Genomic DNA, 12,534 nt, shown 5'->3' on the forward strand with positions numbered 1-12,534 from the left:
CGCCTTGGGGCCGGACACAGAGGGCGGGTCGGCAACTTTCGGACAAGTCCTGTCTGGCTTTCTGTGCCCCGATGGATAAGGTTCTCGCCGAAGTTGAATAAAGGAGTTGAGGCCATGACCAAGCAAGCTTTCGGAACCAGCCATGTTCCGCTGTCGCCCGCCGTGCGGGCCGGGGATTTCGTTTTCGTATCCGGTCAGGTTCCGGTCGGCGCGGATGGCAAGGTCGTCGCTGGCGGGGTGGGTCCGGAAACGGATCAGGTGATCGCCAATATCGCGGCGGCACTGAAACTTGCGGGATGCGATCTGTCGGATGTGGTGAAAACAACGGTCTGGTTGCGGGACCGCGATGACTTTCCGGCGTTCAATGCCGCCTATGGCAAGCATTTCCCCAAGGATCCGCCGGCCCGCTCGACCGCCGAATCCCGGCTGATGATCGATATCGCGGTCGAGATCGAGGCGGTTGCCTATAAACCGGTCTGACCTTTTGTCAGGTGACATGCCGCGCCCTCTGCCTTGCGCGGGGGGGCGCGGTATCACGGTTTTGCATAAACCGGACGACACTTGCCCGCAGTGTCGCACCCCTGCCCGTTGCATCTGCGGCAATGGCTAATCCCCCAGCGGTTCCAGAATGTTGCCGTTGCGGTGGTTCAGCACCGCATATTTGATCCGCCGAAGGCTTTCGCGCGCCGAGGGGCCAAGCGCGTATCCGGTCGCAGCCGACAGCAGGTCGATGACGGCAAGATAGGCAAACCTTGCAGCGGTTGGGGTCAGCGTGTTGGTGTTTTCCGGAATGGCCACCCCCAGCGGATGCTGCACCGATCGGATCAGGGGGCTGGCCATGGCGGTGATGGCGATGGTGGTGGCGCCATAGCCCCGGGCCAGTTCCACCGCCTCGATCAGTTCGGCGGTCTTGCCCGAAGCCGAGATCGCGATCACGACATCATTGGCATGCAGGGTCGCCGCCGTCATGCGCATCAGATAGGGATCGGTGCAGCAGACCGCCCGCACCCCATAGCGGAACAGCCGGTGCTGGGTTTCAAGCGCCAGTGGCGCGGCACTGCCCCCCAGACCGAAGGTGACCACCTGACCGGCGCGGGCAATGTCCGCTGCCGCTGCAAGCACGGCATCGGGGTTGATCTGACGCTCTACCTCACGCAGGGCGGCATGGGCATCGCCCAGCACGACGCCCCAGAACTCGGGCGCGTGTTGATCCGTGGCATCGGATGCGGACGGGGCGGTATCGGCATAAAGATACAACTCCCCCACCACGAGGCTTTGCGCCAGTTTCAGTTTGAAATCCCGCACCCCGTCACATCCGATGGTTCGGCAGAACCGGGTGACGCTGGGCTCACTCACCCTTGCCCGGACGGCAAGGGCGGCGCTGCTGTCCTCGACCGCCTGACGCACATCACTCAGAACAGCCGCCGCCACCCTGCGTTCTGCAGGGCTGAGCGTGGCAAACACATCCTTGATGCGGCCGACGATATCGGGAATGCGCCGGTCAGGCGGCGCGTCCATGGGCGCGGGATCGGATCTGCGTTCGGCGTCCATGCGCACCTCTCGTGACGGTCGCAGTATCGTCCTGGTCCGGGGGCAGGTCAAGAATTTGTAGGAATATCACATCAACAAAGGCGATATTTCCACTTGTTTTGCGATATTCATCGGGCCCTCTCGAATCTCTTGACAGAATTGTAAGATATTTACAGACTTTGCCGCAATGCTGCCGAAAACCCGGATCCGGTCTGGTTCCGGGATGTGGGCAGCAAGTGATCAGAGGCAGCCTTGCCCACAAGCCGGTCAGATGACCGGTTCCGGGCCGGTGCGATGACGGGGGCGCGACGGGCGTTCTGCGGTTCTGTCTTTGTCTGTGCCTGCGTTGCCGCCCGATTTGTTGATTACCCCGTTTCTGAAGCCCCGTTTCTGAAGACCCGTTTCTGAAGTCGGGCCGGTCCGGGTAACGAATGCCAAGCCCCTGAGGAGTCCGCCTTGCGAATTGCCAATGCCATGTCACTGCCCGGATCCGTTTTCGCATGACGGGTCATCTTGTCATCCGGGGCGGGCGCGTCATCGACCCTGCCAATGGCATCGACCGGATCGCCGATGTGGTGGTCAAGGACGGAAGGATTGCCGGGATCGGTGTTGATGCACCGGCAGAGGCCGATATGGTCGATGCGACCGGGGCCATCGTGACACCGGGCCTGATTGATCTGCATACCCATGTCTATTGGGGCGGCACCTCGCTGGGCGTTGATCCTGATCTTTATGCGCTGAAATCGGCCTGCACGACGCTGGTGGATGCCGGAAGTGCCGGGCCGGGCAATTATGCAGGTTTTGCCAAGCACCTGATTGCACCTGCCTTTTGCAGGGTTCTTGCCTATCTGCATGTCAGCTTTGCCGGGATCTATGCGTTTTCCAACGGGGTGCGGGTCGGCGAGTCCGACAATATGCGCCTGATCGCGGCGCGTGAGGCGGCGATGATCGCACGCGCCAATCCCGATACGGTGATCGGCATCAAGGTGCGCCTCGGGGTCTATTCCTCGGGGCCTTCGGGGATAATGCCGCTGGATGTGGCGCTGGACGTCGCCGATGAAACCGGCCTGCCGCTGATGGTGCATATCGATCAGCCGCCCCCCAGCTATGGCGAGGTGGTGTCGCGGCTGCGCAAGGGCGATGTGCTGACCCATTGTTTCCGCCCCTTTCCGAATGCGCCCATGCATGGCGATGGCCGGGTCCGGGATGAGGTGCGCGCGGCGCGCGAACGCGGCGTGATCTTCGATATCGGCCATGGTCAGGGGTCGTTTTCATGGAAATCGGCCAAGGCCATGCTGGCCGAAGGGTTCCGCCCCGATGTCATCTCATCGGATGTGCATGCCTTCTGCATCGACGGCCCGGCCCATGACAATCTGCGGGTGATGACCAAGTTTCTGGCGCTTGACTGGACCCTGCCCGAAGTGGTGGAGGCCTGCAGCATGGCCCCTGCCCGCGCGATCCGGCGGGAGGATCTGGGACATCTGAGCGCCGGCGCGGTGGGCGATGTGAGTGTTTTCCGCGAGGTGATGGGCGATATCGCGCTGGATGACGTGATGGGGGTCGTCGTCAACCATGATCGCCATCTTGTGCCGGTGGGCATTGCCCGTGCCGGTGTCTGGCGGGCGGCATGATGACACTGCGGCACCCCGTCCGTCGCGTGACCACCGGGACGATGCAGGCTGCGCCGTCCGGGGCAGAAGCGGCGGCTGCATGACCGGGCTGTTTGATCTGGGCGGCAAGCGTGCCTTCGTCACCGGGGGCAGCCGGGGTCTGGGCCGGGAAATGGCGCTGGCGCTGGCCCATGCAGGGGCCGATATCGCGCTGGTGGCGCGCCCTTCGTCGGCGCTGGAGGAAACCGCAACCGCGATCCGCGCCCTTGGCCGCACTGTCTGGGCGCTGGAGGCCGATATCGGAAACCCCGAAGCGACCGAAACCGCATGTCATCATGCGCTGGATACCATCGGGACATTTGACATCCTGATCAACAATGTCGGCGGGCGACGGGTCAATATCGCGACCGAGGATCTGGATCTTGCGACATGGCGCGGGATGATGGACCTGAATCTGACCTCGACCTATCTGTGTTCGCGGATTCTGGGCAAGGCGATGATTGCCGCCGGCAAGGGCGGGCGGATCATCAATATCGCCTCGATCAACGCCATGGTGGCAGGCAAGGGGATCGGCGGGCGGCATTACGAGGCCGCGAAGGCGGCGGTGCTGCAGTTCACCCGCACGCTGGCCGTGGACTGGGCGCCGCATGGCATCACCGCCAACGTCATCTGCCCGGGGATCTTCGCCACCGAACCCAATCTGAAATGGCAGCGCAGCAATCCCGAGATCATCGAGGGGATCGTTGCCAACATACCCATGGGAACCATGGGTGATCCAAAGGATATCGGCGCATTGGCGCTGTATCTCGCATCGGATTCCGCGCGGTTCATGACGGGTGCCAGCCTTGTCATCGACGGCGGCTATACCTGCGTCTGATCAACAGACGCCAACAAGGAGGTACGACTTATGAAATTCGGACAGTTACTTGGAGGTGTCGCCTTTGCTGCCCTGATGGCATCGCCCGTCACGGCGCAGACCCTGCGCTACGCAACCGTCAGCGAACCGCCCAGCCTTGACATCCAGATGGGCACGGCAACGCTTGCCTCGACCATCGCGCAGCACATGTTCGAGATGCTGTATGCGTTCGATGCCGCCGCCGTGCCGCAACCGTTTCTGGCAACGGGCGAGACGATTTCAGAGGATGAAAAGACCATCACCATCGCCTTGCGTGACGGCGTGGTCTTCCATGACGGCGATGCGATGACGGCCGAGGATGTGGCGGCCTCGCTCAACCGGTGGGCGGAATTCGGATCGCGCGGCAAGCTGCTGGGGCTTGAAAAGGCCGAGGCGACCGGGCCCTTGGAGGTGACGCTGACCCTGACCGCCCCGAACGGCGCGTGGAAAAGCATGCTGGCCTATCCCAATGGCGGCCCGGTGATCTATCCCGCCGATGTGGCCACTGCCGCAGGCGGGGATACGATTGCGCCCGAGGATTACATCGGCACCGGTCCTTACCGGTTCGGCGAAATCCGTCCCAACCGCTATGTCGAACTTGTCCGCTTTGACGATTATGCAAAAATCGACGCCCCTCTGGATGGCGAGGCGGGCGGACGCGAAGCCCTGTTCGAAAAGCTGCAATTCATCCCCGTCCCGGATGTCGGCACAAGGATGAGCGGGGTTCAGGCCGGCGATTACGACTATGCCGAATATATCTCGGGTGATCTTTACGGAACCGTCAAGGATGATCCCGGGGTGCAGGTCAAGATCAGCGCCGCGCCGATTTTCGGACTGATGTTCATGAATTCCGATACCGGCCCGCTGAAGGACAATTACGTGCTGCGTCAGGCAATTCTGGCCTCGCTGGACATGGAACAGGCGTTGCAGGTTTCGGTGGGTGAGCCGGAACTGTTCAAGGCGGATGGATCCTTCTTCCCCGAAGGCAATGTCTGGCACAGCACATCAGGCACCGAGGCCTATAGCGAAGGCGACGCAGAAAAGGCCAAGGCATTGGCCGCCGAGGCGGGATATGACGGCACGCCGATCAAGCTTCTGGTCTCGACCAACTACAAGGAGCATTTCGATCAGGCGACGGTCTTCACCCGTCAGCTTGCCGATGCGGGCATCAATGTTCAGATGGTGGTGGTCGACTGGGCAACGCTGCTGACGCTGCGGGGCCAGCCCGCCGAATGGGACATGTTCGTGACCCATCACGGCGCGATCCCCGATCCAGTCCTGCTGACCGTGATGAATGACAGCTATCCGGGCTGGTGGGCATCGGAAGAAAAGCAGGCGCTGGCCGCGAAATTCACCGGCACATCCGATCTTGAAACGCGCACAGGCGCTTGGGGAGAGTTGCAGGCGCTCATCTATGAACAGGTGCCGGTGGTGAAGGTGGGCAATGTCTATTCCTTCGACATCGCCTCTCCTGCGCTGTCAACGCCCTGGGATGGCGCGCCGGCCTTCCCGCATTTCTGGGGGGCCTCAAAATAGGCCGGGCCGGGGATCTTCTCTAGATGCTCCGCTACGTCATAAGGCGCACGGGCGCGGCGATCATGACCCTGATCGCCGCCTCCATCGTGATTTTCGCCTTCATCCATCTGATCCCGGGTGATCCGGTCTATGTCATGCTGGGCGATGGGGCGACGCCCGATCAGGTGGCGGCGCTCCGCGCGCGGCTGGGTCTGGATGAACCTGTGGTGCTGCAATATCTGATCTGGGCCGGGAACGCCCTGCAGGGCGATCTCGGTCATTCCGTGTTTTTCGAAACCCCGGTGACGCAGGTGATTGCCGACGGGGCCGAAACCTCGATCCTGCTGGCGACGATGACGATGGTCTGGATCGTCGGCTTCGGTATTCCGGTGGGTGTTCTGGCCGCGATGCGGCAGGGGCGTTGGGTTGATCAGGGGCTATCGGGGCTTGCAATGCTGCTGGCGTCGGTGCCCACCTTCTGGGTTGGTCTTTACCTGATCCTGATCTTTGCGGCCGGGCTGGGATGGTTTCCAAGTTCTGGTTATCCCTCGATCTTTGAAGAGGGCGGCCTTGCGAACCTGCGCTATCTTGTGTTGCCCAGCATCGCGCTGGCAGCCCCCAATGCGGCGCTGATCCTGCGGCTGACCCGCGCCTCGATGCTGGATGTCGCGCGGGAGGATTATGTGCGCACCGCCCGCGCCAAGGGCATCAGCCCGACCCGCGTCGTTGTGCGCCATATCCTGCGCAATGCGCTGCTGGCGGTGGTCTCGGCCTTCGGCTTCACCTTCGCCGCCCTGATTTCCGAGGCTGTGGTGACCGAAACCGTCTTTGCCCTGCCCGGTGTCGGGCGCACCGTCGTCCAGTCGATCCTGCGGCGGGATTATCCGGTCATTCAGGGGGTGATCCTGATTATCGTATGCCTTTATCTGGTCATCAACCTGCTGGTGGATCTGTCCTACAGGATGCTTGATCCAAGGGTGGAACTCGAATGATCCGCCAGTTGCATGCTCTGGTCGGGCCGGTCCTTGCGCGCCCCTTGACGGCGCTTGGCGCGGCCTTTCTGATGCTGATCGTTCTGGGGGCGGTGTTCGCGCCGCTGATCGCGCCCTTCCCGCCCGATGCGATTGATCCGGTGAACCGGCTGCTGCCGCCGGGCGGGGCGCATCTGATGGGAACCGATCACTTCGGTCGCGATACGTTCAGCCGCGTGGTCTATGGGGCGCGGCTGGCCCTGCTGATCGGGGTCGGGGTGGTGGCCTTCGCGCTGGCCTCAGGCGTGCCGATCGGGGTGCTGTCGGCGCTTTATCCGCGCCTTGGCCGGGTGCTGATGCGGATGGTCGATGTGCTGATGTCCTTTCCCTCGCTGCTGCTGGCGCTGGGGCTGATCGTTATTCTGGGACAGGGGGTGTTCAACGCGATCCTTGCCATCGGCCTGATCTACCTGACCACCACGGCGCGCATCGTCTATGGCGTGGCGCTGCGCCTGCGCGCCGAACCCTATGTCGAGGCCGCGCGCAGCATGGGGGCCGGAACATGGTGGGTCGTGACCCGCCATATCCTGCCCAACATGATCTCGCCCTTGATGGTGCAGGCCAGTTTCGTTTTCGCCTTCGCGCAACTGGGCGCTGCCGCGCTTGATTTTCTGGGTCTGGGCGCGCCGCCCGATGTGCCCTCATGGGGCAATATGCTGGCGGAATCGCGCATCTATATCACCCGCGCCTCATGGCTCTTGCTGTGGCCGGGGCTGATGATCGTGCTGACGGCCTTTTCCCTCAACCTTGTCGGCGACTGGCTGCGCGACCGGATGGACCCGCGTTTCCGCGATATGGTGCGCAAATGAACACTCCGATCCTGTCCGTTTCCGATCTGGTCGTCTCTGCGGGACGCAATCTGCAGATCGTGCGGGGCACATCCTTTGACATTGGCCCCGGTGAAATTCTGGGCCTTGTCGGCGAATCCGGCTGCGGCAAAAGCATGACATCGCTGGCGGCCATGGGCCTTCTGCCGCATGGGATCGGGGTGACGGGCGGGAAAATTCTGCTCAACGGGGCCGATATCACCCATCTTGCCCCGCATCAGCGGGTGAAACAGGGATGCGGACGCATCGCGATGGTGTTTCAGGAACCGATGACCTCACTGAACCCCGTCCTGCGCATCGGCGACCAGATCAAAGAGGCGGTGCGCGTCCATGACCGCACCGCATCGCCGCCCGCCCGGGCGCGTGAATTGCTGGACATGGTACGCATACCCGATGCCGCCCATCAGCTTGATGCCTTCCCGCATGAGCTTTCGGGCGGGATGCGCCAGCGTGTGATGATCGCCATCGCGCTGGCCTGCCGCCCTGCGGTGCTGATTGCCGATGAACCGACGACCGCGCTGGATGTCACCGTCCAGCGGCAGGTTCTGGGCCTGATCCGTGAACTTTGCGACAGTCTGGACATGGGCGTTCTGTTCATCACCCATGATCTGGGCGTGGTGGCGCAACTGGCGGACCGGGTGGCGGTTATGTATGCGGGCGGGCTGGTGGAAACCGGCGATGTCGTGCCGCTTTTCGCAGCACCGCTGCATCCCTATACCGCCGGGCTGATGGCCTGTCTGCCTGATCCGACCTCGGATGATCCGCTGCTGCCCACCATTCCCGGCTCAGCCCCGCGACCTGACGAAATCAAGGATGGCTGCCCCTTCGCGCCCCGTTGCTCCCGGGTGCAGGACCGATGCCGGCGCGGCCCTGTGCCGGTGGCATTCAACGACCTTGGGCAATCGGCGCGGTGCCATTTCCCACTCAATCACGAGGTGCCGGCATGACGGATACGGTGCTGGATATCCGCAACCTCAGGAAGGTCTACCGCATCCGTCGGGGCGGGCAACGCCATGAAGTCCGCGCCGTGGATGACATTTCGCTGGCGGTCCGCTCGGGGGAGACGCTGGGCATCGTGGGCGAATCCGGTTGCGGGAAATCGTCACTTGCCCGGGCCATCATGGGGTTGACCCGCGCCGATGGCGGAGAGGTTCATTATGACGGCTCTGATCTCCTGACGCTTGATCGGCGCGCATTGGCGCGCGCCCGGTTGCGGATCCGCATGGTTTTTCAGGACCCTTACGCCTCGCTTGATCCGCGCCGCTCCATCGGGGATTCCGTCGCCGAAGCGGGGGATATCCACGGGATTTTTGCAAACCGGAAGGACCGTGCCGACAGGGTGGGTGAGGCTTTGGACCGCGTCGGCCTTGGCGCCCGCTTTGCCGACCGGTTTCCGCATGAATTGTCGGGCGGTCAGCGCCAGCGCGTCGGTATTGCCCGCGCCATCCTGCCCGAGCCCGATCTTGTGATCGCAGATGAACCGGTTTCCGCGCTGGATGTGTCGATTCAGGCGCAGGTTCTGAACCTGCTGGGAGAGTTGAAGTCACGGCTGGGCCTGACCTTGATGTTCATCAGCCATGATCTGAGCGTGGTCGCCAAGATATCGGACCGCGTGGCCGTGCTTTACATGGGCCAGATCGTCGAGATCGCCCCGGCCCGGGCACTGTTCCGCGATCCGCGCCACCCCTATACCGACCTTCTGATCCGGGCGATCCCGCGTCCCGATCCCAGCAGCCGGATTGCCGGCATGATTGAGCCTGACGAACCGCCCAGCCGGTTTTCCCGCCTGGAGGGATGCCCTTTCCATGATCGCTGCCCTCGTCGCACCGAACTCTGCGCAACGGTCGCCCCGGTCCTCAGGGAAGTCGAACCGGAACGCCTTGTCTCCTGTCATCACGCCTGACAACGGGGTTTGTGACGCAGGTTTGCGCCCCATGATGGACACGGTGCGCCGGGCGCGGCGCTTGCCGGGGGAGTGGTGTCCGGCGCGCGTCAGCTGACCGGCTCCAGCCCGATCCGTCTGGCCTGCGCCCGGGCGGCAATGGCAAATTCGGTCCGGAACAGGCTGGTGACAGGGCTGGGCACCTTGCCCTCGCGCCAGTGGATGCCGACAGTCCTGTGGCAGGCCGGATCCCGCAGCGGGCGCGCGGTCAGCGTGGCGGCCAGGTTCACCGTGGCCAGCGCGGGCAGGAGGGTAACACCCATGCCGGTGCTGACCATTGCCAGCAGGGAGGTGACATTGCGCACCGAAAAGCGCGCATCGCGGGCCAGACGCTGAAATTCCGGCGCGGGCAGGCCGCGGGTGGCTTCGTTGATGATCAGTGGCTGCCCCGCCAGATCGGACCAGTCCAGCACATCGCTCTTGGCAGCCAGCACACTGTCGGAGCGGCAGACCAGCCTGAACGGATCGCGGAAGATCGGTTCGCAGACCAGACCGGGCATGTCGGGCCCCGTTCCCGCAATCCCCAGGTCTACCTGCCCGGTCTCGACCAGAAGCCGCACATCGGTACTGTCGGTATCGACAAGGTCAATGTCCAGATCGGGCCGGACATGCAGAAACATCTGCAGGAACGACGGCAACAGCATCGTGGCGACCGATGGAACCGAGGCGATCCGCAGCCGTCCGCTGCGCGCCTTTGACTGCGCTTCGATCCGTTCCATCGCCCGGTCGTAATCGCGCAGCAGCACGACCGCCTGATTGTACAGAAACCGGCCCATCTCGGTCAGGCTGGATTTGCGGTCGGTCTCGAACAGCGGACAGCCAAGGCGATCCTCGATCTGCTTGAGCGTCATCGAAAGCGCCGAAGGCGTGCGATACAGCTTTTCCGAGGCGTCCTTGATATTGCCGTGATCTGCGACTTCGACAAAGGCGCGTAGGGCTTCGAGCCGGATCATGTTCAATTTTCCTTAGGTTTTGGTCAAAACTACTGTGTTGCATTGAAATGGGCAATCGGGGCTTCTGGCCATGAACAGGCAGGAGGCAGGGATGCGGTGGACATTGGACGAGGTTGAGGCGCGCGCCCTGGCGGTGCTGCGGGCGGCAGGGGCAAGCGCGGCACAGGCCGGTCCCGTGGCGCGATCCATCCGGGCGGCAGAGCGTGACGGCATGCGCTCGCACGGTCTGTTGTATCTGCCGATCTATGTGGAACATCTGACCTGCGGCAAGGTCGATGGTCAGGCCGAACCGCGGCTGACACAACCAAGGGCCGGGGCGATTGCGGTGGATGCCGCGCATGGCTTTGCCCATCCCGCTATTGATCTGGGCCTGCCCCGGCTGATCGAGGCGGCCCGGCAGGTGGGTATTGCCGCCCTGACCCTGCGGCGGTCCTATAATTGCGGCCTGCTGGGGCATCATGCCGAGCAGATCGCCGGGGCGGGGCTGATCGGGCTTTGCTTCACCCATGCGCCGGCCTCGATCTCGCCGGTGGGGGGCAAGGTGCCGGTGATCGGCACCAACCCTTTCGCACTGGCCGTGCCGGACGGGCAAGGCGGAGCGCGGTTTGTCATCGACCAGTCGGCCAGCGTGGTGGCGAAATCCGAGGTGCTGCTGCGGGCACGGCAGGGCAAACCGATCCCCGAAGGTTGGGCGCTTGATGCCGAGGGACAGCCGACGACCGATGCCGAGGCAGGGCTGAAAGGCTCGATGCTGCCGGCGGGCGGGGTCAAGGGCTTTGGCATCGGCCTGATGGTCGAGGTTCTGGCCTCCGCCCTAGCCGGGGCAGAGCCAAGCCGCACCGCCAGCCCGTTTTCGGGGCCGGTCGGCGGCCCCCCCGCGACCGGTCAATGCTTCATCGCCATCGACCCCGCCGCCCATGCCGATGGGTTCACCGACCGGATCGCGGCACTTGCCGAGGCGATCACGGTGCAGCAGGACGCGCGCCTGCCCGGCGCACGGCGGCGCGCGGCGCGGATCCGGACCGAAGCGGAGGGCGTCGAGCTGGACGAGGCCCTGATGGCCCGGCTGCGACTTCAGAAAAACTGAAACAAATGTCATTCGATGTCGTTTGATTGAACTGACCGGACAGGGGAACCTGCCGACAGGTCGCCGCGCAAGACGGCGTCGCGCCACAGGAGGTTTGCAATGACTGGAACAAGACGTTTGACCACCCTTGCCGCATTTGCGGCTTCGGGCCTCGCTCTGGCCCAACCGGCCGCAGCCGCCGATTGCGGCACGGCCGAAAAGGTCACCATCGCCGAGATGACCTGGCTTTCCGCGGCGGCGCTTGCGCATGTGACGCAGAAGATCCTTTCGACTGGCTATGACTGCACCGCCGAGCTGGTTCCCGGTGACACGGTGCCCACGGCAACGTCGATGCTGACCCGTTCCACCCCGACGATCGCGCCCGAATTGTGGGTCTCGACCGTGCAGGCGCAGTGGGATGAGATGCAGGCCAAGGGCAATGTCTACAAGGCCTCTGACATCTTTTCGGGCGGCGGGCAGGACGGGCTCTGGGTGCCGGACTATGTGCTGGAGCAGAATCCGGACCTGCACACGATCGAGGATCTTGCCGCCAACTGGAAGATTTTCGAGGACAACCAGAACCCCGGCGTGGGGCGGCTCTACAACGGCCCGCCCGGCTGGGCGAGCGAAGTGATCATCACCAATTACTACAAGGCGCTCGCGCTTGACGACACGTTCGAGCTGTTCTCACCCGGGTCGGGCGAGAACCTCAAAGCCTCCATCGCGCGCGCCGTTGCGCAGAACAAGCCCTGGGTCGGCTATTACTGGGGCCCTTCCGACGTGGTGGGCAAGTTCGGGCTGGTCCGTCTGGCAATGCCCGAAAGCGACCGTGAGAAATTCACCTGCCTGACCGATGCCAATTGCGAGGATCCGCAGGTGACGGGATGGGCCGCGGGCGAGGTGGCCGTGGCCGTGGTCTCGGACCTGAAGGAGCAGGCCCCGGATGTGGCGGAATTCCTGTCGAAGATGCAGGTGCCGAATGACGAGATCAGCACTGTCCTGGCCTGGGGCGATGACAATGGCGCCACGGCCGAAGAGGTTGCGACCCATTTCCTGCGCAACAATGAATCGATCTGGACCGGATGGGTTTCCGCTGATGTGGCCGAAAAGGTCAAGGCGAGCCTGAACTGATGCGAACCCGCGCCGACCCGGCAACGGGGCGGCG

12 protein-coding genes are annotated in these 12,534 nt (G+C 63.5%); 10 read left to right on the top strand and 2 right to left on the bottom strand.

From position 1 onward, the window contains the following. Nucleotides 1–114 precede the first annotated feature (114 nt). Entirely contained in the window at nt 115–480 is a 366-nt protein-coding gene (locus tag JL811_RS04845) for a RidA family protein (RefSeq protein ID WP_202687341.1), read from the top strand. A gap of 126 nt (nt 481–606) precedes the next feature. Here JL811_RS04845 and JL811_RS04850 read toward each other — a convergent pair whose 3' ends face one another. Continuing rightward, nucleotides 607–1,551, bottom strand: a complete 945-nt coding sequence (locus JL811_RS04850) for a MurR/RpiR family transcriptional regulator (protein WP_202687343.1) — start codon at nt 1,549–1,551, stop codon at nt 607–609. A 479-nt stretch (nt 1,552–2,030) separates the two neighbouring features. Between JL811_RS04850 and JL811_RS04855 the strand changes: the two genes are divergently transcribed. The 7 genes from JL811_RS04855 (at nt 2,031) to JL811_RS04885 (ending at nt 9,311) form a co-directional block, all read left to right on the top strand. After that, complete coding sequence (locus tag JL811_RS04855; RefSeq protein ID WP_202687345.1) at nt 2,031–3,161, top strand: amidohydrolase/deacetylase family metallohydrolase; 1,131 nt, start codon at nt 2,031–2,033, stop codon at nt 3,159–3,161. A gap of 79 nt (nt 3,162–3,240) precedes the next feature. Beyond that, nucleotides 3,241–4,017, top strand: coding sequence for an SDR family NAD(P)-dependent oxidoreductase (locus JL811_RS04860; RefSeq protein WP_202687347.1), 777 nt, complete (start codon nt 3,241–3,243; stop codon nt 4,015–4,017). Between the two features lie 30 nt (nt 4,018–4,047). Then, nucleotides 4,048–5,571: an ABC transporter substrate-binding protein gene (locus JL811_RS04865; protein ID WP_202687349.1), complete on the top strand. Its 1,524-nt coding sequence runs from the start codon at nt 4,048–4,050 to the stop codon at nt 5,569–5,571. 23 nt (nt 5,572–5,594) lie between these two features. Continuing rightward, on the top strand, nt 5,595–6,542 hold the full coding sequence (locus tag JL811_RS04870) for an ABC transporter permease (RefSeq protein WP_202687351.1): 948 nt from the start codon (nt 5,595–5,597) through the stop codon (nt 6,540–6,542). Beyond that, nucleotides 6,539–7,390: an ABC transporter permease gene (locus JL811_RS04875; protein WP_202687353.1), complete on the top strand. Its 852-nt coding sequence runs from the start codon at nt 6,539–6,541 to the stop codon at nt 7,388–7,390. The genes JL811_RS04870 and JL811_RS04875 overlap by 4 nt, the downstream gene beginning before the upstream one ends. After that, nucleotides 7,387–8,355, top strand: a complete 969-nt coding sequence (locus JL811_RS04880) for an ABC transporter ATP-binding protein (protein ID WP_202687355.1) — start codon at nt 7,387–7,389, stop codon at nt 8,353–8,355. Before JL811_RS04875 ends, JL811_RS04880 begins: the two co-directional genes overlap by 4 nt. After that, on the top strand, nt 8,352–9,311 hold the full coding sequence (locus JL811_RS04885) for an ABC transporter ATP-binding protein (RefSeq protein ID WP_202687357.1): 960 nt from the start codon (nt 8,352–8,354) through the stop codon (nt 9,309–9,311). Before JL811_RS04880 ends, JL811_RS04885 begins: the two co-directional genes overlap by 4 nt. An 89-nt stretch (nt 9,312–9,400) precedes the next feature. On the opposite strand, the gene JL811_RS04890 is transcribed toward JL811_RS04885, so the two are convergent. Then, entirely contained in the window at nt 9,401–10,303 is a 903-nt protein-coding gene (locus JL811_RS04890; protein ID WP_202687359.1) for a LysR family transcriptional regulator, read from the bottom strand. Nucleotides 10,304–10,394: 91 nt separating this feature from the next. Between JL811_RS04890 and JL811_RS04895 the strand changes: the two genes are divergently transcribed. Together JL811_RS04895 and JL811_RS04900 are read left to right on the top strand one after the other, a co-directional pair. Next, on the top strand, nt 10,395–11,390 hold the full coding sequence (locus JL811_RS04895; protein WP_202687361.1) for an Ldh family oxidoreductase: 996 nt from the start codon (nt 10,395–10,397) through the stop codon (nt 11,388–11,390). 99 nt (nt 11,391–11,489) lie between these two features. Next, a complete protein-coding gene (locus tag JL811_RS04900; protein WP_202687363.1) occupies nt 11,490–12,500 on the top strand; it encodes a glycine betaine ABC transporter substrate-binding protein in 1,011 nt (336 codons plus the stop codon). Nucleotides 12,501–12,534: the final 34 nt, after the last annotated feature.

This window comes from Szabonella alba (assembly GCF_016765775.1).
GTDB classification, from domain to species: domain Bacteria; phylum Pseudomonadota; class Alphaproteobacteria; order Rhodobacterales; family Rhodobacteraceae; genus Szabonella; species Szabonella alba.

What these genes read in the sequence shown, in the direction of transcription:
- JL811_RS04875 (WP_202687353.1), top strand. Translation starts at nt 6,539, where the DNA reads ATGATCCGCCAGTTGCATGCTCTGGTCGGGCCGGTCCTTGCGCGCCCC.
- JL811_RS04880 (WP_202687355.1), top strand. Translation starts at nt 7,387, where the DNA reads ATGAACACTCCGATCCTGTCCGTTTCCGATCTGGTCGTCTCTGCGGGA.
- JL811_RS04855 (WP_202687345.1), top strand. Translation starts at nt 2,031, where the DNA reads ATGACGGGTCATCTTGTCATCCGGGGCGGGCGCGTCATCGACCCTGCC.
- JL811_RS04850 (WP_202687343.1), bottom strand. Translation starts at nt 1,551, where the DNA reads ATGGACGCCGAACGCAGATCCGATCCCGCGCCCATGGACGCGCCGCCT.
- JL811_RS04865 (WP_202687349.1), top strand. Translation starts at nt 4,048, where the DNA reads ATGAAATTCGGACAGTTACTTGGAGGTGTCGCCTTTGCTGCCCTGATG.
- JL811_RS04895 (WP_202687361.1), top strand. Translation starts at nt 10,395, where the DNA reads ATGCGGTGGACATTGGACGAGGTTGAGGCGCGCGCCCTGGCGGTGCTG.
- JL811_RS04890 (WP_202687359.1), bottom strand. Translation starts at nt 10,303, where the DNA reads ATGATCCGGCTCGAAGCCCTACGCGCCTTTGTCGAAGTCGCAGATCAC.
- JL811_RS04845 (WP_202687341.1), top strand. Translation starts at nt 115, where the DNA reads ATGACCAAGCAAGCTTTCGGAACCAGCCATGTTCCGCTGTCGCCCGCC.
- JL811_RS04860 (WP_202687347.1), top strand. Translation starts at nt 3,241, where the DNA reads ATGACCGGGCTGTTTGATCTGGGCGGCAAGCGTGCCTTCGTCACCGGG.
- JL811_RS04885 (WP_202687357.1), top strand. Translation starts at nt 8,352, where the DNA reads ATGACGGATACGGTGCTGGATATCCGCAACCTCAGGAAGGTCTACCGC.
- JL811_RS04870 (WP_202687351.1), top strand. Translation starts at nt 5,595, where the DNA reads ATGCTCCGCTACGTCATAAGGCGCACGGGCGCGGCGATCATGACCCTG.
- JL811_RS04900 (WP_202687363.1), top strand. Translation starts at nt 11,490, where the DNA reads ATGACTGGAACAAGACGTTTGACCACCCTTGCCGCATTTGCGGCTTCG.